Origin of the sequence: Methylophilus sp. Q8, from assembly GCF_000800115.1 — a bacterium.
GTDB lineage: Bacteria > Pseudomonadota > Gammaproteobacteria > Burkholderiales > Methylophilaceae > Methylophilus.
The window spans coordinates 562,052-581,982 of the sequence record NZ_JUHE01000001.1 but is presented as its reverse complement, the minus strand read 5'-3'; the positions used below and the strand labels follow the sequence as shown (position 1 = coordinate 581,982).

Here is a 19,931-nt window from a genome sequence, read left to right as displayed (position 1 = left end):
GGAGGCGAAATGCGTGCATATTGGTTAAAGCAAGTCTGGCAGCGGATACGCCAGCTCTCTGGGGATGATGCTTATGAGCGTTATCTGGCCCATTATGCAGACACGCACGCCGGGCAGCCAGAGGCACATGTGCCGCTTTCACGTGCTGAATTCTTCAAGCAGTGGCAAGACCAAAAGTGGACCGGGATTAAGCGCTGCTGCTAGCATTGCATAAGGCATCGCTTGTTCACCTGAATGTAACAAACCTGTTTCAGGCGCGCATGCGGCTGCGGATTCAGTTAAAATAAGATTTTAACGACAATCCTAGTGTTTCTCATGCCTAAATACCGTTCTCACACGACCACGCAAGGTCGTAACATGGCTGGTGCTCGCGCGTTGTGGCGTGCCACCGGTATGAAAGATGAAGACTTCTCCAAGCCGATTATTGCGGTGGCCAACTCGTTCACGCAATTTGTGCCAGGTCATGTCCATTTAAAAGATATGGGCCAACTGGTCGCCCGTGAGATCGAGAAGGCGGGCGGGGTTGCCAAAGAATTTAATACCATTGCCGTGGATGACGGTATTGCCATGGGCCATAGCGGCATGCTGTATAGCTTGCCTAGCCGTGACCTGATTGCTGACAGCGTGGAATACATGGTCAACGCCCACTGTGCTGATGCGCTGGTGTGTATTTCCAACTGTGACAAAATCACCCCCGGCATGCTGATGGCGGCACTACGCCTGAATATCCCGGTGGTGTTCGTGTCTGGCGGCCCGATGGAAGCTGGTAAAGTGAACTGGCAGGGCAATGTGCGCAAGCTGGACCTGGTCGATGCCATGGTAGAAGCGGCTGATAGCCATGTCAGCGATGCTGAAGTAGCTGAGATTGAGCGCTCTGCCTGTCCTACCTGTGGTTCCTGTTCTGGTATGTTTACCGCTAACTCCATGAACTGCCTGACCGAGGCACTGGGCTTAAGTTTGCCAGGTAACGGTTCTACGCTGGCGACGCATGCAGCGCGTAAGCAGTTGTTTTTGCAGGCAGGCCGCTTGATTGTGGAACTGGCCAAGCGCCATTACGAGCAAGATGATTACAGCGTATTGCCGCGTAGTATTGCGACCATGCAGGCGTTTGAAAATGCCATGAGCCTGGATGTGGCCATGGGCGGTTCAACCAATACTGTGCTGCATTTGCTGGCCGCTGCGCATGAAGCGGGGGTGGATTTCACCATGAAAGACATAGACCGTATTTCACGTCAGGTGCCTTGCGTGTCTAAAGTTGCCCCGGCAACCAGTAAATATCATATGGAAGATGTGCATCGTGCTGGTGGTGTGATGGGCATTTTGGCGGAACTCAATCGTGCCGGTGTCATCCATACTGATGTGCCAACCGTTCATAGTCCTAGTATGGGCGATGCACTGGCCAAATGGGATATCGTGACCACGCAAGATGAAGAAGTGAAAAAGTTTTTCCGTGCCGCGCCTGGTGGCGTTGCGACCACGATTGCCTTTAGCCAGAGTATGTTATGGCCTGAACTGGATGATGACCGCGAAAATGGTTGTATCCGTAACAAAGCGCATGCTTACTCACAAGATGGTGGTTTGGCCGTGCTCTACGGCAATATTGCACTGGATGGCTGTATTGTAAAAACGGCAGGCGTGGATGACAGCATTCTTAAATTTAACGGCCGCGCCCGTGTGTTCGAGAGTCAGGATGCCGCAGTAGAAAGCATTTTGAATGATGAAATCGTCGCCGGTGATGTGGTGGTGATTCGTTATGAAGGTCCACGCGGTGGGCCTGGCATGCAAGAGATGCTGTACCCCACTTCGTACCTGAAATCCAAAGGCCTGGGCAAAGCTTGTGCCTTGCTCACGGATGGCCGTTTTTCAGGCGGAACCTCCGGTTTGAGTATTGGTCATGCGTCGCCGGAAGCGGCTGAAGGTGGTGCGATTGGCCTGGTACAAGAAGGGGATGCCATCGAAATCGATATCCCTAACCGGACAATACACCTGGTCATTAGTGACGAGGAAATGGCACATCGCCGCGGCCAGATGGATGCCAAAGGCCGGGATGCCTGGAAGCCATTGAATCGTGAGCGTGTTGTTTCGCCAGCTTTGCGCGCCTATGCCGCCATGAGTACCAGCGCTGCCAAAGGTGCGGTGCGTGATGTAGCGCAGATTGAGAGAGGGAAGTAATGAGCGACGAATGTAGTATCCTGGCCAACAGTATGGAAATGACCAAGCGCATGACTTTGCATGCGCATGTCACCCAATGGCAGGACGAAAATGGTTTGCAGTATCTAGAAATTGATAACCCGCTGGCGACCGGCAAAATTGCCTTGCAAGGCGCGCATGTCATGCAGTGGCAACCCAAGTTCCTGGCGAACCCGGTGTTATGGCTCTCCAGCAATGCGCGCTATGTTAAAGGTCGTTCCATTCGTGGTGGTACACCTATCTGCTGGCCATGGTTTGGCGCACACCCCACTGACAGCACGCTGTGTCCGCACGGCTTTGCGCGCGTGATTCCCTGGCGCGTAATGGATATTGATGCAACGCCTACCGGTGCCACGCGCATTATTCTCGAAATGCAGCAAACCCCAGAAGCCCAGCGTCAACTGTCTTACCCCTATGAACTGACCTTGACGATCACTATCGGTCGCCGTTTGCGTATTGACCTGGCCACCACCAACCTGGCGGAACATCCGTTTGTGATCAGTGAAGCGTTTCACACTTACTTTAATGTCAGCGATTTATCGAACGTTAAAATCACTGGCATGCAAGACCTGGTCTACCTGGATAAGTTACTCAAGTACGAGCGCAACGTGGAGCACAATGCACTGACATTTGACGGTAAAGAGTATGACCGTGTCTATGTGCATCACAGTTCTGATTGTGCCATTCATGACAGCGGCTTCAACCGTATTATCCATGTCTCCAAATCTGGCAGTGATACCACCGTCGTGTGGAATCCGGGCGCCGAAAAAGCCGGCGCCATGGGCGATATGGGGGTCGGCGAAGAGTGGCGTAAAACCATTTGTGTGGAAACGACCAACGCCATGGATAACATGGTGGTGATTAACCCGGGACGTAAGCATGTCCTCAGTGCGGAATACTCGATCGAGACCTTGTAACGTTATTGTGACGCGTGTCAACCGTAGCGTTGCACGTGCGTTTTTAGCTTGTTGGCAAAACGCCAAACCGGTTGAAATTATGTGAATCACCGTTGGTTTTAACGGTTTTTCTATTGTAGATTTTGTCTGGTCAGGTAATATGCCACATGCATGAGAATTGCATTACGGGGTTCTATTTGTTTAGAGGATATTCAAGGAGATCGCATGAAAGTTTTATTATCCGCAATCGCAGCAGCGACTTTGTTGATGGCAGGTTCAGCACACGCTGTTGACGCCGCTGCAGCTAAAGCACTGGCACAAAAAAGTGGTTGCCTGGCATGTCATAGTGTTGATGCCAAAGTATTAGGCCCTGCATACAAAGATGTTGCAGCAAAATACAAAGGCGACAAAACGGCTGAAGCCAAGCTGATTGAAAAAGTGAAAAAAGGTGGTGCTGGTGTTTGGGGTAATATCCCTATGCCTGCAAACAGCCCACAAGTGAAAGACGAAGACATCAAAACCATCGTTGATTGGGTGTTGTCTCTGTAATTCCAGCCTTGCTGTGATACGAAAAAGCCGACTGATTAGTCGGCTTTTTTATTGGCGGCGATGGTTATGCGCGTAACTTACTATGTCTCAGCGAGTAAACAAAGTAAAAAATCACGCCGATGACGGCCCAGGAGATAAAGCGGTGCCAGGTCTCTGCCGGCAAAAAGGACATCAGTGCCGCGCATGAAATAATGCCGCCGACCGGAATCAGTGGGTTAAACGGATTCTTAAACGGGCGTGCAAGTTCAGGGTGGGTTTTGCGTAGACGCATGACACCAAAACATACCATGATAAAACTGGCCAGCGTGCCAATATTGACGGTTTCTGCCAATTCACCCAGTGGAATAAAGCCAGCGACGATAGACACCACGATACCGCACATCAGGATAATTTTGCTGGGGGTTTGGCGTTCGGGGTTCACTGCTGAAAACACAGGTGAAATCAAACCATCGCGGCTCATGGCAAATAAAATGCGGGTCAGGCCATAGAGCAGCACCAGCAATACAGTAATAAGCCCGGCCAGTACGCCAGTGGCGACCAGTGTCGATGACCAGGTATAACCTAGCTTGGTTAACGCATATGCCACCGGGGAAGACGTGTTGAGCTCGGTATAGGGAATCACGCCGGTGAGCGTGCCAGACACAATGATATAAATGATGGTGCAAAAAGTCAGTGAGGCAATCAGGCCGATAGGCAAATCGCGTTGTGGTTGCTGGCATTCTTCGGCGGCAGTAGACACGGCATCAAAGCCAAAGTAAGCAAAAAATACCAGCGAGGCGCCGGCCAGTACACCAATATTCTTGCCATTGTCCAAGGTTTCAAACCAGCCGAATGGCATAAATGGTTGCCAGTTGGCGGTGCTGATATGACCAACAGATAAGGCCAGGAAAATGGCAATGGTGGAAAGTTTGATTATCACCATGATGTTGTTGGCGCGGGCACTTTCCTTGACGCCGACCATGAGCAGCAAGGTCAATATCCAGATAATGGCAAAGGCGGGCAGGTTGATCGAGCCGCCAAGGATGGGTGCTTTCGTAAGGTGTTCTGGCATTTGCCAGCCGAGGTTACTCAAGGTGTTTACAAAATAGCCCGACCAGCCATTGGCTACGGCGGCGGCACCGACGCCGTATTCAAGCAACAGCATCCAGCCCATCATCCAGGCGGCAAACTCACCAAATGCCACATAACTATAGCCATAGGCGCTGCCGGAACCACCTATGGACGACGATAACTCGGCATAAGAGAGGGCAGCAAAACCCGCAGCGATAGCGGCAATAATGAATGAGAGGACGACGGCAGGGCCTGATTGCGTGGCGGCGGCAATGCCGGTGAGTACGAAGATGCCGGTGCCGATGGCACCGCCTATACCTAATAAGGCCAGGTCAAAGGCGGTTAAACATTTTTTCAGGCCGGTGTGCGCATGTGGTTGGATTGGTTTTTTGCGCAATAATTGTTCTAGCATTGATTGATTCTCCCCTTATCCGCCTAGGGTAAAGCAATCGTTGTACCAGCGTCAATGCTGGTGAGAAATTAGCTGGCGTAATGTTGCTGCAATGTGGCAATCATATAGCGATGGTCAAGCACGCCTGCGCTTTCGCGGATGCTGTGCATGGCCCACATCGGGTTACCGACATCCACTGTGGCAATGCCCAGTTGTGCCGCCATGATGGGGCCTATGGTGCTGCCGCAACCCAAGTCAGTGCGGTGTGCATATTGCTGGTGCGGCACCTGTGCTTGCTCACATAGCTGGATAAAGCGCGCAGCAGTGACGGCATTGGTGCTGTAGCGCTGGTTGGCGTTGGTTTTGATCACCGGCCCTTGATTGATGTGTACATGATGGCAAGGCTCGTAGCTGCCAGCATGATTCGGGTGAAACGCATGCGCCATATCGGCACTGATGAAGAAACTATTGGCAAAACTGCGCAGCTGGTCCTCTTGTGTCAGCCCTGAGCATAAACAAATACGGTTGATCACATCCAGCAAAAAGCTGCCACCAGCGCCGGTGGCGCTTTCTGAGCCGACCTCTTCGTGGTCGAACAGGGCGCAAATCGTCGTGGACTGTGGTGTTTCGTTGCTAATCAGCGCCTCAAGTGCGGCGTGGCAGGAGGCCAGGTTATCCAGTTGACTATTGGCGATAAACTCTTGGTCTATGCCCCAGAAACTGCCGCGCTGCGTATCATAGAGTGCGAGATCCCACCCGGCGATGGCCTCTGCTGGTATGGCCAGTTTGCCCGCGAGGGTTTCAGTCAGTAATTGTTTTGCTGCGGCAGTATTTGCCGCATGGCCAAAGATCAACGGCAGGCCGGTTTGTTTGTTAAGCGCCAGGCCTTTTTCATTGACTTCGCGGTTCATGTGTATCGCCAGGTTAGGCAGGCGTGCGAGCGGTTGGTCCAGCCTGACCAATCGGGTGTCCAGGCCTTCAGCACTACGTATCACGACGCGCCCAGCCAGGCTTAAATCACGGTCGGTAAACGTGGCCAAAATAGGCCCGCCATAGACCTCTACCCCTAATTGTGCCGCGCCTTCGGTGCTATAAGCTGCTTGCGGTTTGAGGCGCAAGCCGGGGGAGTCAGTATGCGCGCCAACGATGCGAAAACCGCTGTCCGCAATCGCTTGTTGGCCGAGCGTAAAGGCAATGATGGAGCCGCCATCACGTATGGCAAAATATTTGCCACCGGCCTGAAATTGCCAGGATTCGCTCTCGTGCAGCGGTTTAAAGCCATGCGCTTTGAGTTGATTGGCTACCGTGTCTACGGCGTGCCAGGGGCTGGGGCTGTGATCAATAAAGTCCAGCAGGGCTTGCGCTTGTTGTCTGGCTTCTATTGAAACTTGCATGCTTACACCCAGTCTTTCTCAATCAAAAAGTCGCTATACAATTTGGCTTCTGCGCTATTGGCTTCCGGCTTCCAGTCGTAGCGCCATTTCACAATCGGCGGCATAGACAGCAGGATAGACTCGGTACGGCCATTCGATTGCAGGCCAAAAATGGTGCCACGGTCAAAAATCAGGTTGAATTCGACATAGCGCCCACGGCGATAGGCTTGGAAATCGCGTTCGCGCTCACCATACGGCGTATCTTTGCGGCGTTGCACAATCGGCAGGTAGGCGTTCACAAAAGCATCGCCTATTGCACGTTGCAGGGCAAAACTCTTGTCAAATCCCAGCTCACTGAAATCATCAAAAAATACGCCGCCGACGCCGCGCGGTTCCTTGCGGTGCTTGAGGAAGAAGTAGCTATCGCATTCTTTTTTGAATTTGGCATAGTAGTCTGCGCCAAACGGTGCCAACGCTTCTTTATTCACGCGGTGAAAGTGGATGCAGTCATCCTCAAAGCCATAGTAAGGCGTGAGGTCCATGCCGCCGCCAAACCACCAGATATCCTGTTCGCCTGCCTGTTGCGCTTTGGCGACAAAAAAGCGTACGTTCATATGCACTGTGGGCACATAGGGGTTGTGCGGATGGAACACCAGCGAGACGCCCATGGCCTCCCATGGGCGGCCAGCCGCTTCCGGGTGCGCGACGCTGGCGGCTGGGGGGAGTTTATTGCCCAGCACATGAGAGAAACCAACGCCAGCGCGTTCAAAAACGTTGCCGCCTTCTAGCAGGCAAGAGTTGCCGCCACCGCCCTCAGGCCGTTGCCAGCTGTCCTGCAAAAAGTTTTTGCCATCAACGAGTTCTACGGCTTCTACAATGCGCGCTTGCAAGCCTTGCAGGAAATCAAAAACGGCTTGAGGCTGGATCTGGTCTGTCATGGTCGTGAGCTCTAATGGCGCTTAGTTCTTGATGGCGCGGTAGCCAATGTCCTTGCGGTATTGCGCGCCGTCGAACTTGATTTGCTCCAGCACTTTATACGCTTGCTGCTGCGCAGATTTAACGGTTTCGCCCAATGCGGTCACACACAATACGCGCCCACCACTGGTGACCACCTTGCCATCTTTGAGTGTGGTGCCAGCGTGGAACACATGGCCGTCTTGCACGTCTTTTGGCAGACCAGTAATTTCGTCGCCCAGTCTTGGTGTGTCAGGGTAGTGTGCACTCGCCATCACGACACCTAAGGCAAAACGCCAGTCCCATTCTGCTTTGGCCTGGTCCAGTGTGCCATCCACGGCATGTTCAGCCAGTTCCACCAGGTCTGATTTCAGTCGCATCATGATCGGTTGGGTTTCCGGATCACCCATGCGGCAATTGAATTCCAGTGTTTTGACTTCACCGCTGGGGCTGATCATCAAACCGGCATACAAGAAACCGGTATAGGGAATGCCGTCTTTTGCCATGCCTTCTACCGTAGGCACAATGATTTCGCGCATGGCTTTGGCGTGAATCTCTGGGGTCACCACTGGCGCTGGCGAGTAAGCGCCCATGCCGCCAGTGTTCGGCCCCTGGTCTGCATCCAGCAGGCGCTTGTGATCCTGGCTGGTGGCCAAAGGCAGGATATTTTTGCCATCGACCATGACCATAAAGCTGGCTTCTTCGCCGGTTAAAAACTCTTCAATCACGACGCGAGCGCCTGCATCGCCGAGCTTGTTGTCTGACAACATGGCGTCGACGGCGGTATGTGCTTCTTCCAGTGTCATGGCAACCACGACGCCTTTACCTGCAGCCAGGCCATCTGCCTTGATCACAATCGGCGCGCCATTGGCTTCGATGTAAGTATGGGCTTGTGCGGCATCGCTAAATGTCTGGTATTTGGCTGTTGGAATATTGTGGCGCACCATAAACGCCTTGGCGAAGTCTTTGGAGCTTTCCAACTGTGCCGCTGCCTTGGTAGGACCAAAGATTTTTAAATCGGCCGCGCGGAAAGCATCGACCACGCCTTGTGACAGTGGTGCTTCTGGGCCAACGATGGTCAAGGCGATTTGCTCGTCTTCAGCAAATTTCACCAGTTCATCAATTTTGGTGATGGGCACATTGACCATATCCGGGTTGGTGGCCGTACCAGCGTTACCAGGTGCCACATACACACGGCTGACTTCTTTGTTTTGTGTCACTTTCCATGCCAGTGCGTGCTCACGACCGCCAGAACCAATCACTAAAATTTTCATTTTGTATTACCTAATTGAGTTTGAGCCACAGAGGACACAGAGATCACAGAGGAAAACATGATTAAAGAAGTTCTCTGTGATCTCTGAGCCCTCTGTGGCTATAGAATTAATGTCTAAAGTGGCGAATACCAGTCACTACCATGGCCAAGCCACGTTCGTCTGCGGCGGCGATGACTTCTTCGTCGCGCATGCTGCCGCCTGGATGAATGACGCAGCTGGCACCCGCGTCGGCCAGCACATCGACGCCGTCACGGAACGGGAAGAAGGCATCTGAAGCGACCACGGAACCTTGCAGGCTCAGGCCTGAGTTTTGTGCCTTGATGGCAGCGATTTTGGTGCTATCGACACGGCTCATCTGGCCAGCGCCCACGCCCAAGGTCATGCCATTGCCACAGAAAACGATGGCGTTGGATTTCACATATTTGGCTACATTCCAGGCAAACAACAGGTCTTGCAGTTGTGCCGGGGTCGGTTGCAGCTTGGTGACGATTTTGATATCGGCCAGTTGTAAATCGTGATTGTCTGCTGATTGCAGCAAAATGCCGGAGCCTACGCGCTTGGAGTCAACCGCGTTACGGCCCTGTTCCCAGGCAGTATTGCCGCCTTGCGGTAAAGCAATTTTCAACACGCGCACATTGGCTTTGGCCGTGAAAATGGCCAGCGCTTCTGGTGTAAAGTCCGGTGCGATCAGTACTTCTACAAACTGTTTAGACACGGCTTCGGCGGCTGCACCATCCAGCGTACTGTTAAAGGCGATAATGCCACCAAAGGCCGAGGTCGGGTCAGTTTTGAAAGCCTTGCTATAGGCTTCCAGCGCGTTCGCGCCCAATGCCACGCCACATGGGTTGGCATGTTTCACAATCACGCAAGCCGGGCCAGTGAAGGATTTTACGGCTTCCCAGGCGGCATCAGCATCGGCGATATTGTTATAACTGAGCTCTTTGCCTTGTAACTGTTGCGCGGTGGCCAGGCTGCCCGGTGCCGGGTACAAGTCACGGTAGAACGCCGCTTGCTGGTGGCTGTTTTCACCGTAACGCAGATCCTGCACTTTGACAAAATTGCTGTTCATCTGGCCAGGGAACTGGCTCAACACTGGCTTGCCAGCGGATTCTGTTTCAGTAAAGTCGATGGCGGACAGATAGTTGCTGATCGCTGCGTCATATTGTGCAATGCGGTTAAACGCAGCCACAGACAATTGAAAGCGTGTTGCTTTGGAGACGGCACCGTTATTGGCTTTCAGCTCATTGACGACTTCAGCGTATTGCGCCGCATCGGTCAACACCGCCACGTCATTCCAGTTTTTGGCCGCGGAACGCACCATGGCCGGGCCGCCGATATCGATGTTTTCAATCGCATCTTCTAATGTGCAGTTGGCTTTGGCAACGGTCGCTTCAAACGGATACAGGTTCACCGCCAGCAGATCAATATTCTCAATGCCATATTGTTGCATGGCCGCTACATGTTCAGGCAAATCGCGACGACCCAGTAAACCGCCGTGTACTTTCGGGTGCAAGGTTTTGACGCGGCCATCCAGCATTTCCGGGAAGCCGGTAAAGTCACTGACTTCCTTCACGGGGATATTGTTGTCACGGAACAGTTTGGCGGTGCCGCCAGTAGAAAGAATTTCTACACCAAGCTGGTGCAGGGATTGTGCCAGTTCAAGCACACCGGTTTTATCGGAAACACTGATAAGCGCGCGTTTAATCGTCATAATGAATTTGAGTGGAATTGCGTGATAAAGAAAATGAAAAGGCCTGATGATGAAATGTCATCAGGCCCGGTGTAGTTTATTCCAGACCGTAGGCGGCCATTTTTTTTCTCAGGGTATTGCGGTTAATGCCCATCATGTCGGCAGCTTTACTCTGGTTGCCACCGACCTTGTTTAATACGTATTCCAGCATGGGTTTTTCGACACAACCCAGTACCATGTCGTAGATGGCATGCGGCGGTTGCCCATCGAGATGCGTGAAATAGTCGTCCAGTGACTCGCGCACAGCGAGACTCAATTTACTATCGTTTTGCATTATGCTGCCAACTCCTCATCACCGTTCTCCTCGTTGTCGACATAGACCAGTCGGTCATTCTTCGCTTTGAGTTCGGCAAAAAAGTCGTTAATAGCTTGTAATTGTAATTCTATGGTTTGCAGCGTATTCATGTTGTGGCGGAAAGCAGCCGAGCCTGACAAGCCTTTGGTATACCAGGAAATATGCTTGCGGGCGACGCGCATGCCGGTGAGGTCGCCGTAGAAGTCATACAGGTCATGCAAATGCTCCAGCATCACCTGGTGAATTTCATCTACAGTGGGTGCCAGCATATGTTCGCCGGTGTTCAGGAAATGCTCTGTTTCACGGAAAATCCATGGACGGCCTTGTGCGGCGCGGCCAATCATCACCGCATCGGCTTTGGTGTAGTCGAGCACAAATTTGGCTTTTTCTGGCGTGGTGATGTCACCGTTAGCAATCAATGGAATGTTGATCGCCTGTTTGACGGCAGCAATCGTATCGTATTCTGCGTCGCCATGATAAAGATCGTTACGGGTGCGGCCATGAATAGTTAGTGCCTGCACGCCAAGATCCTCGGCCATTCTGGCAATCTGGATCGCGTTTTTGTTTTGTCTGTCCCAGCCAGTGCGGATTTTGAGGGTCACCGGTACATCAACGGCATTGACCACCGCCCTGAGGATCTGTGAGACCAATGGCTCATCACGCAGCAGGGCAGAACCTGCCATCACGTTACAGATTTTTTTGGCCGGACAGCCCATATTGATGTCGATGATTTGCGCGCCATTGTCGACGTTGTGTCTGGCGGCTTCGGCCATCATGGCTGGTTCGGCCCCTGCAATCTGTACTGAAATCGGGCTGACTTCGCCTTCGTGGTTGGCGCGGCGTTTGGTTTTTTCACTGCCATACAATAAGGAATTGGATGTGACCATCTCCGACACGGCCAATCCGGCGCCCATTTTTTTGCACAGCATACGGAAAGGCCTGTCGGTCACGCCCGCCATGGGTGCGACAACCAGATTGTTTTTCAGTATGTGTGGGCCGATTTGCATGTGATTGATAAATCAGTGAAAAGACCGACTATTTTAACTGCAAATCGCGGATCAGGGAATCCGTAAACAGGAATTTTTGCTTATTTTTTACGCAGCTTGATATGTGTGTCTATGAGTTGCAAGGCGTGGTCACGAAATAAAGTGCCTTCGGTGTCTTTCACCCACATATGCAGCAGGCCGGAGAAGAACAGGTGCGAGTCCATGGCAAGTTCGGCGGCGGTCAGCTGAATGCCAACCTGGCCAATTTCCTGGGCTTTGGCATAAGCCTGTTCCATTTTGTGCACCAGTCCGCTACAGTTACTTAAAATTGATTTCAATACATCGGCAAACTCATCGACATATTCGCATTTGGTCATCATGACTTCATAGGTCGCACGCGTGGTTGGGTCATCGTCCAGAATGAGAATGGTGCTTGCCATATATTTGCGGATACGGCCCAGCGGGTCACTATTGGCTTCCTCGCTATTGCCGAGCAGGGTATCGTCCATGCGGTCAATCAGAGGGAGATAGACCTCTTCGCGCATCGCGTGAAACAGTTCAGCTTTATTTTGAAAGTGCCAGTAGACGGCGCCACGTGTCACGCTGGCGTGTGTGGCAATTTGTTCCAGGCTGGTGCGACTGACGCCCTTTTGCAGGAACATTTCTCGCGCAGCATCAATAATGCGCTGGCGGGTGATTGCGGCATCCTCTTTGGTTTTACGTACCATAAGTTTCTATCGCTCTTTCATATTCATTAAAGTTTCTTGTAGGTTGTGTATTTTACCAGTTGTGACCGCTGACTCGTTTTTGGCAGCTTGTACGGCAAATTTTTTGCAAAACCCATTTACATACATTCGTGTTTGTATATAATATACATCCAAGATTGTATGTAATCAAGTCTATTTTAAAAATTTTTAGAGGATAACATGTTGATTTCACAGACTATCCAGCCTCGTCGTACGCTGCTTGTGCTTGCTTTGGGCGTTGTACTGAGTGCTTGCGGAAAATCATCCAACGAACAAACCCCTGCGGCGGGCGGCATGCCAGCCATGCCAGTGACTGCACAAACAGTCACGGCAGAAACGGTGCCAGTGCAAACCGAAGTCGTGGCGCAAACCGAGGGTGCCAAACAAATTGAAGTCCGTCCACGTGTGGGCGGTATTGTCTTGAAGCGTTTGTATCAAGAAGGGGAGTCGGTAAAAGCCGGTCAGGATATGTTTCTGATTGACCCGGTGCCTTTCCAGCTGCAAGTTGAACAAGCCAGGGCGCTGATTGCACAGCAAAAAGCCCGTATCGAACAAACTGCACGTGAAGCGCTGCGTTTAAAAGGCTTGCTGGAAACTAAATCCATCAGCCAGCGTGAATATGATAACGCGGCTTCTGATAACACTGTCGCTTCTGCGACCTTGTTGCAATATCAGGCGCAACTGCGTGAAGCGGAGTTAAACCTGTCATACACCCATGTTAAAGCGCCTGAAAGTGGTATAGCGGGTCGTTTTGTCTTATCCGAAGGTGCGCTGGTGAATGCGAATACCAGTTTGCTCAGTACTATCGTGCAAGTATCGCCAATTTGGGTACGTTTCAGTTTGTCTGAGTCTGACTTGCTGGCATTGGGCGGTCATTTGAGCCCGGGCCGTGTGCAAGATGTGAGACTGATTCTGGCTGACAACAGCGAGTATCCGCAATCGGGCAAAATTAACTTTTCTGCCAGCCAAATCGATCCGGCATTAGGCACGCAACAACTGCGGGCCGAGTTCCAGAACCCTGACCGTGCATTGTTGCCAGGGCAGTTTGTCCGCGTGCGTTTGATCACGGGCAAGCGCGATGGCGTCTTCCTGATTCCGCAAACAGCGGTGCTGACTGGTCAACAAGGTAAATTTATCTTTGTGGCCGAAAAAGACAAAGAAGGCAAAACCGTCGCGGCTGTGCGTCCTATCGTGGCGGGTGGCTGGTTCAATGATCGCTGGATCGTACTTGATGGCTTGAAAGCCGGTGACCAGGTGATTGTTGATAACCTGATCAAAGTCCGTCCGGGTGCACCTGTGGCGCCGCATGCGGCAGATGCTGCACCTGCCGCGCCAGCTAAAAGCTAATTTGGTCATAGCCTTATTTGCTAAATGCTTAGTTTGTTTTTGATTTAATCATGTTATCTGGGGCCTGAGTTCAATATTCAGGCCCGTCTCAGGGAAAACGATATGACCCGATTTTTTATCACACGGCCGATTTTTGCCAGCGTGCTGTCTATCATCATCGTGTTGGCAGGGTTGGCAGCGGCATTTAAATTGCCGATTGCGCAATATCCGCAAATTGCGCCGCCAACTGTGCTAATTACGGCCAGCTATCCTGGTGCCAGTGCTGAAACACTGTCTAAAACCGTGGCAGCACCGATTGAAGAGCAGTTAAGCGGGGTGGAAAACCTGCTGTACTTTAACTCCAGTTCTGACAGTAGCGGTACTTTAACCATTACCGCCACGTTTGATATTGGCACCAATGTTGACCAGGCGACTTTTAACGTCAGCAACCGCGTTAACATTGCTTTGCCGCGTTTGCCGGAAGATGTACGCAGAACCGGTGTCGTGGTGCAAAAGCGCTCCAACGATATTCTGTTGGTGGTGATGCTGATCTCCAAGAAAAAAGAACATGACCGTTTGTTCTTGAGTAACTACGCCACGCTGAATGTGCTGGATGAGTTCAAGCGCATCAAAGGCGTGGGCGATGTCACTATTTTTGGTGGCCAGGATTACTCCATGCGCGTCTGGTTGCGCCCTGATCGTATGGCGCAGCTGGGTGTGTCTACCAGTGATATTTCTGCCGCGATTGGTGCACAAAACGCGCAGTATGCTGCCGGTAAAATTGGTGCCGAGCCTGCCACGCCGAATCAGCAGCTGGCGTTTACGGTAACAGCCAAAGGGCGCTTAATTGAGCCTGAAGAGTTTGGTAATATTATTATCCGTGCGCAAGGCCCGAACGGCGTCTTGCGCCTGAAGGATGTGGCGCGTATTGAGTTGGGCGCACAAACCTATAACGTGGCTTCTGCACTGAATGGGCAGCCTGGTGTAGCGTTACCTATCTTCTTGCAAAGCGGCGCCAATGCGCTGGAAACTGCCGAAGCCATCAAGGCCAAAGTGGACGAACTGAAGCTGAAGTTTCCGGAAGGCATGGATTACAACATTCCTTACGACACCAGCGACTTTGTGAAAGCCACCATCAAGGAAGTGTTTCATACCTTTGGTGAAGCGCTGATCCTGGTGGTGCTGGTAGTGTTCCTGTTCCTGCAAAGCTGGCGCGCGACGCTGATCCCGATGATTGCCGTGCCAATTTCGATTGTGGGTACGTTTGCCGGCCTCTATCTGTTTGGATTCTCAATCAACCTGCTGACGCTGTTTGCCATGATTCTGGCGATTGGTATCGTGGTGGATGATGCGATTGTGGTGCTGGAAAACACCGAACGCTTGATGAAGGAAGAAAACCTCAATCCTTTACATGCGGCGATCAAATCTATCGCCCAGGTACAAGCGGCGGTGGTGGCGATTGTGCTGGTGCTGTGTGCGGTGTTTGTGCCGGTGGCTTTCCAGGGTGGTATCGCCGGTGAGTTGTATCGCCAGTTTGCGGTCACGGTGGCTATTTCTGTGGTGATTTCAGGCGTGGTAGCGTTGACGCTGACGCCAGCCCTGTGCGCCATGATTTTGAAAAATGGTCACCATGAAAATGCTTTTTTCAGGAAATTTAACCGTGGCTTTAGCCGCTTGACCAACCTGTACACCGGTACCGTTAACCTGACCCTGCATCACAAGATTATTGGTGCCGTGGTGTTTGGGGCCATGGTGGTGGTCATGATTTTCCTGTTCCGTGCAGTACCGGGTGGGTTTGTACCACCAGAGGATCAGGGCTATGTGATCAGTATCGTCGTGATGCCAGATGGTGCAACCTTGAAGCGTACGTCACAAACCACGGAAAACATCCGCGCGACTATCGCTAAAGATCCGGCAACGGCGCATGAGTTTGCGGTGAACGGCTTTGAATTGCTGACAGGCGCGAACAAAACCAATGCTGCGACCATGTTTGTGCGTATGACAGACTGGGATCAACGCACCACCAATGCTGATCAAATGGTGGGTAAATTGATTGGCATCGGCATGAGTCAGCCAGATGGCTTGAGCTTTGCCGTGAACCCGCCTGCGATTCGTGGCTTGGGTTCTGCCGGTGGTTTTGAAGTGTATGTACAAAGCCATGGCGATACCGATCCGATCAAGTTAGCGCAGGTCATGAATAACTTTATGGATGCGATGCGTGCGAGTCCGCAATTGACCGGTATTAACAGCTTCTTCCGGCCGACCGTGCCTCAGTTGTTTATTGAGGTTGATGAAGCCAAAGCGCTGTCACAAAACGTGAAAATTGCGGATATTTACGCCACCTTGCAAAGCACCATGGGTTCGCTCTACGTCAATGACTTTAACCGTAGTGGCCGTACCTATCGTGTGCAGTTGCAAGCGGAGGCTGAGTACCGCATGAAGCCGGAAGACTTGGGCAAAGTGTATGTGCGTAGCCAGCCAACGGCCGAAAATCCGGATGGCAATATGGTGCCTATGTCGGCATTGGCGAAGGTCAGCAATATTGTCGGTGCCGAGCAACTTGAGCGTTATAACGGCCTGCTGTCTGCCAAAGTGTTTGGTAGCGGTGCGCCTGGTGTGAGCTCGGGTGATGCGATCAAGCTAGTGGAAAAAATTGCCAAGGAAAATCTGCCAGATGGCTACCAGATTGCCTGGACTGGCCAAGCCTACCAGGAGAATCGTACTGGTTCCGCTGCGCTGGTAGCCTTTGCCTTCGCGACCATTATGGTGTTCCTGATCCTGGCCGCGCAGTTTGAGACCTGGGCATTGCCATTGGCGGTGATTATGGCGATTCCATTTGCGATGACAGGTGCGTTGATTGCCGTGCTGACACGTGGCATGAACAATGATATCTACTTCCAGATTGGCTTGATTACACTGATCGGCCTGGCGGCGAAAAACGCCATCCTGATTGTGGAGTTTGCGTCACAGAAAATGGAAGAAGGCATGCCGTTGGCTGAAGCGGCACTGGAAGCAGCCCGTCTGCGTTTCAGACCGATCGTGATGACGTCGATGGCGTTTATGCTGGGGATTATCCCGCTGGTATTCGCGACCGGTGCAGGTGCGGCAGCCCGACAGTCTATGGGTACTGGTGTGTTTGGCGGTATGTTGCTGGCAACGTTTATTGCCACCATCTTTATCCCGTTATTCTTTACCTGGTTGACCAATGAGAAAAAGGTTCGTCACCATGGGCACATTGTAGAAGAGGAATCGGTATGAAACCGACAATGAAAATTGCATTAAAACCGTTACAGCGATCATTGCTGCTGGGGTTGTTGACCTTGTCCATGACCGGTTGCCAGATGCTGGGTGATTTGTATTCGCGTCCTGCACCGCAGTTGCCAGACCAATATGGCGCTGCGGGTGCTGACACACTCAGTACCGAGCAGCAACTGGCGTTGCAGCAATGGTGGACACTGTTTAATGACAGCCAGTTAAACCAGCTAGTAGACACTGCGCTGGCCAAAAATAATAACGTGCAACTGGCTGTAGCACGCATTGAAGAGGCTGACGCGCAAATGCGTGAAATCGGCGGTAACTTGTTGCCTACCGTCACCGCAACCGGTTCCGGTTTACGTAACCGTGTTACCGAGTCCGGTGTGTTCCCGGTGTTTGGTAACAACCCGCGTAAAACCTACAAAGTCGGCTTGAACGGCAGTTATGAGCTGGACCTGTGGGGCAAACTGCGCCGTGCCAATGAAGCTGCGCGTGCGCAACTGCTGGCAACGCGTTATGCCAAAGAGGCGGTGACTTGGTCGTTGTCCAGCCTGGTGGCCAATCATTACCTGATGATACGCAGTTTGGATGCGCAATTGCTGGTCAATACGCAAAACCTGAAAACCGCACAGGACAGCCTGGATCTGGCCAAACGTCGGGTTGAAGGTGGTGTGTCTACCATTCTGGACGCACATCAGGCGGAGCTGGTCGTCACCACGCTGCAAACGCAGACGCTGGAATTGAAGCGCTTGCGCGCCTTGAGTGAGCATCAGATCGGTTTGCTGACCAATGATCTTGGCCTGAAAATCGCGGCGGGTGACCTGATGGCGATGCCAACCCCACCAGTCGCGCCAACCGGTCTGCCTTCAGCCCTGATGGAAGCACGTCCGGACGTGCGCCAGGCAGAGCAGGACATGGTGTCAGCCAATGCCAACATTGCCGTGGCACGCGCCGCGTTTTACCCAAGTATCTCGCTATCTACCACTTATGGTGGTGAAAGTATCGCGCTGAATAACTTGCTGAAATCGCCTGCACGCGTCTGGTCACTTGGTTTGGATATCAGCATGCCGATTTTCAACGGCGGCCGCTTGAATGCACGTCTGGATCAGGCGACAGCGCAGCAAAAACAAGTACTGGCAACTTATCAGAACACCTTGCAAACTGCGTTTACCGAAGTTAGCGACGCACTGGTGAATGCGCAACAATACCGTGAGCAAGAAGCCTTGGCCGAGTCCAAGGAAAAAACCACTGGCAATATTCTGCGCGTGGCGAAAAACCGCTATGAGGCAGGCTATACCAGCTACCTGGAAGTGCTGGATGCACAGCGTAACCATAATGAGGCTACGCAGGCTGTGGTGCAGAGCCGCCAGAATACGCTGACCGCGTCGGTGGACCTGTTCAAGGCACTGGGCGGTGGCTGGAAGCCTGAAAGTGTCACTGCCGAGGCTGAGGAGGCTAAGAAATAATGTCCTAAACAGTCATTCTTTGAGTATGTGTGAGCTAGCCGGGGTAACGAGAGATCGTGACCCCGGTTTTTTATTGGCTAGGCAAAACCTGGCGACAGCCTTAAGATGCCTGCATGACGACACCTTCATTAAAGCATATCGCCTTTGCCAGTTTTATCGGCACCGCCATCGAGTTTTATGATTTTTATATTTATGCCATGGCCGCTGCGCTGGTGATCGGGCAAGTATTTTTTCCTGCCAGTGATCCGGCCATACAATCGCTGAATGCGCTGCTCACCTTTGGCCTGGCTTTTATTGCGCGGCCAGTAGGCGCATTATTATTTGGCCACTTTGGTGACCGTATTGGCCGTAAGTCGACACTGGCTGCTTCATTGCTGGTAATGGGGAGCGCCACTTTTTTGATTGGTCTGCTACCAGGCTATGCCAGCTGGGGCGTCTGGGCGCCAGTCGTGCTTTGCTTGCTAAGGTTCGCACAAGGTATCGGCCTGGGGGGCGAATGGGCGGGGGCGGCCTTACTGGCCACCGAGTATGCGCCTGCAAACAAGCGTGGCTGGTATGGCATGTTTCCGCAACTGGGGCCGTCGATCGGTTTTCTGCTGGCCACGTTGACATTTTTAGCCCTGAGTCTGGGCCTGAGCGAAGCCCAGTTTGAACAATGGGGTTGGCGTGTGCCGTTTATCATCAGCGCGGCGCTGGTGATGGTGGGCTTATATGTCAGGTTTAAACTGGCTGAAACGCCGGTATTTGCACAGGCGCAGTCCGCACAGCATTTACACCGCTGGCCGTTGAAAGCCTTGTTGCTGCAACATGGGCGCGCCATTGTATTGGGCGCGCTGGCCATGGGCGTGTGTTATCACCTGTTTTACACGGCAACGGTGTTTTGCCTGAGCTATGGCACACAGACCCTGCATATCGCGCGGCCAGTATTTTTGGGCATGTTATGCGTGGCCGTCATCGGCATGGCACTGGCGACACCGCTTGCGGCCTGGTGGGCAGACCGTGTTGGCAGGCGCCCGGTGCTGATGTGCGGGCAAGTACTGGCACTGTTGCTGGGCTTTGCACTGGCGCCACTGTTGGGGAGCGGCGACTGGTTATGGATATTGCTGTTTTTATTCTCAGCGTTGTTTTTGATGGGGGTGACGTTCGCCCCCATGGGCGCATTTTTGCCCGAGCAGTTCCCGGTCGCCGTACGCTATAGTGGTGCCGGCCTGAGTTACCAGTTGGGCGGTATTTTAGGCGCGTCTTTTGCGCCAGCGATTGCGCAATCCCTGGTGCAGCAGGGAGGCTTACCTTGGGTGGGCGCCTATATGTCGCTGATGGCGCTTATCAGCCTGTTAGCGGTGTGGCGAATGACATCGCCTGCAGCGCTGCAAGACGTCACTGCGTAGGCGTGGCGAGCAGGTATAATGCAGTTTTTTTCACGGTGATAC

The 19,931-nt window shown here is 52.5% G+C and carries 16 protein-coding genes; 8 read left to right on the top strand and 8 right to left on the bottom strand.

What is annotated here, in order from left to right; all coding sequences use genetic code 11:
• Window positions 1-9 precede the first annotated feature (9 nt).
• The 4 genes from GQ52_RS02860 to GQ52_RS02845 all read left to right on the top strand — a co-directional run bounded on the left by GQ52_RS02860 (window position 10) and on the right by GQ52_RS02845 (window position 3,635).
• The gene (locus GQ52_RS02860; RefSeq protein WP_047515005.1) at window positions 10-204 is read left to right on the top strand and encodes a YbdD/YjiX family protein; all 195 of its coding nucleotides are present in this window, start codon (window positions 10-12) and stop codon (window positions 202-204) included.
• Window positions 205-315: 111 nt separating this feature from the next.
• Entirely contained in the window at window positions 316-2,172 is a 1,857-nt protein-coding gene (gene ilvD, locus GQ52_RS02855; RefSeq protein WP_024929381.1) for a dihydroxy-acid dehydratase, read from the top strand.
• Window positions 2,172-3,107 (top strand): D-hexose-6-phosphate mutarotase, encoded by a 936-nt coding sequence (locus GQ52_RS02850; RefSeq protein WP_019881264.1) that lies wholly within the window; start codon window positions 2,172-2,174, stop codon window positions 3,105-3,107. The genes ilvD and GQ52_RS02850 overlap by 1 nt, the downstream gene beginning before the upstream one ends.
• Window positions 3,108-3,311: 204 nt before the next feature.
• The gene (locus tag GQ52_RS02845) at window positions 3,312-3,635 is read left to right on the top strand and encodes a c-type cytochrome (protein ID WP_019881265.1); all 324 of its coding nucleotides are present in this window, start codon (window positions 3,312-3,314) and stop codon (window positions 3,633-3,635) included.
• Window positions 3,636-3,699: 64 nt separating this feature from the next.
• Here GQ52_RS02845 and GQ52_RS02840 read toward each other — a convergent pair whose 3' ends face one another.
• The 8 genes from GQ52_RS02840 to GQ52_RS02805 all read right to left on the bottom strand — a co-directional run bounded on the left by GQ52_RS02840 (window position 3,700) and on the right by GQ52_RS02805 (window position 12,436).
• Entirely contained in the window at window positions 3,700-5,097 is a 1,398-nt protein-coding gene (locus tag GQ52_RS02840) for an amino acid permease (protein ID WP_024929384.1), read from the bottom strand.
• A gap of 68 nt (window positions 5,098-5,165) precedes the next feature.
• The gene (locus tag GQ52_RS02835; protein ID WP_047515003.1) at window positions 5,166-6,470 is read right to left on the bottom strand and encodes a M18 family aminopeptidase; all 1,305 of its coding nucleotides are present in this window, start codon (window positions 6,468-6,470) and stop codon (window positions 5,166-5,168) included.
• Between the two features lie 2 nt (window positions 6,471-6,472).
• The gene (gene hemF, locus GQ52_RS02830) at window positions 6,473-7,387 is read right to left on the bottom strand and encodes an oxygen-dependent coproporphyrinogen oxidase (RefSeq protein WP_047515001.1); all 915 of its coding nucleotides are present in this window, start codon (window positions 7,385-7,387) and stop codon (window positions 6,473-6,475) included.
• A gap of 21 nt (window positions 7,388-7,408) precedes the next feature.
• Window positions 7,409-8,677 carry a phosphoribosylamine--glycine ligase gene (purD, locus tag GQ52_RS02825; RefSeq protein ID WP_024929387.1) on the bottom strand — a complete coding sequence of 423 codons (1,269 nt, stop codon included), beginning with the start codon at window positions 8,675-8,677 and terminating at the stop codon, window positions 7,409-7,411.
• Between the two features lie 106 nt (window positions 8,678-8,783).
• Window positions 8,784-10,388, bottom strand: a complete 1,605-nt coding sequence (purH, locus tag GQ52_RS02820; protein WP_047514991.1) for a bifunctional phosphoribosylaminoimidazolecarboxamide formyltransferase/IMP cyclohydrolase — start codon at window positions 10,386-10,388, stop codon at window positions 8,784-8,786.
• Between the two features lie 76 nt (window positions 10,389-10,464).
• Window positions 10,465-10,701 carry a helix-turn-helix domain-containing protein gene (locus GQ52_RS02815; RefSeq protein WP_019881273.1) on the bottom strand — a complete coding sequence of 79 codons (237 nt, stop codon included), beginning with the start codon at window positions 10,699-10,701 and terminating at the stop codon, window positions 10,465-10,467.
• Window positions 10,701-11,729: a tRNA dihydrouridine synthase DusB gene (gene dusB, locus GQ52_RS02810; protein WP_019881274.1), complete on the bottom strand. Its 1,029-nt coding sequence runs from the start codon at window positions 11,727-11,729 to the stop codon at window positions 10,701-10,703. Before dusB ends, GQ52_RS02815 begins: the two co-directional genes overlap by 1 nt.
• Window positions 11,730-11,809: 80 nt before the next feature.
• Window positions 11,810-12,436, bottom strand: coding sequence for a TetR family transcriptional regulator (locus GQ52_RS02805; protein WP_024929389.1), 627 nt, complete (start codon window positions 12,434-12,436; stop codon window positions 11,810-11,812).
• Window positions 12,437-12,634: 198 nt separating this feature from the next.
• On the opposite strand from GQ52_RS02805, the gene GQ52_RS02800 reads away from it, so the two are divergent.
• The 4 genes from GQ52_RS02800 (at window position 12,635) to GQ52_RS02785 (ending at window position 19,889) form a co-directional block, all read left to right on the top strand.
• Entirely contained in the window at window positions 12,635-13,801 is a 1,167-nt protein-coding gene (locus tag GQ52_RS02800) for an efflux RND transporter periplasmic adaptor subunit (RefSeq protein WP_019881277.1), read from the top strand.
• 102 nt (window positions 13,802-13,903) lie between these two features.
• Window positions 13,904-17,038, top strand: a complete 3,135-nt coding sequence (locus tag GQ52_RS02795) for an efflux RND transporter permease subunit (protein WP_019881279.1) — start codon at window positions 13,904-13,906, stop codon at window positions 17,036-17,038.
• 8 nt (window positions 17,039-17,046) lie between these two features.
• Window positions 17,047-18,501 (top strand): efflux transporter outer membrane subunit, encoded by a 1,455-nt coding sequence (locus GQ52_RS02790; RefSeq protein WP_047514982.1) that lies wholly within the window; start codon window positions 17,047-17,049, stop codon window positions 18,499-18,501.
• 113 nt (window positions 18,502-18,614) lie between these two features.
• A complete protein-coding gene (locus GQ52_RS02785; RefSeq protein ID WP_047514979.1) occupies window positions 18,615-19,889 on the top strand; it encodes an MFS transporter in 1,275 nt (424 codons plus the stop codon).
• Window positions 19,890-19,931 lie beyond the last annotated feature (42 nt).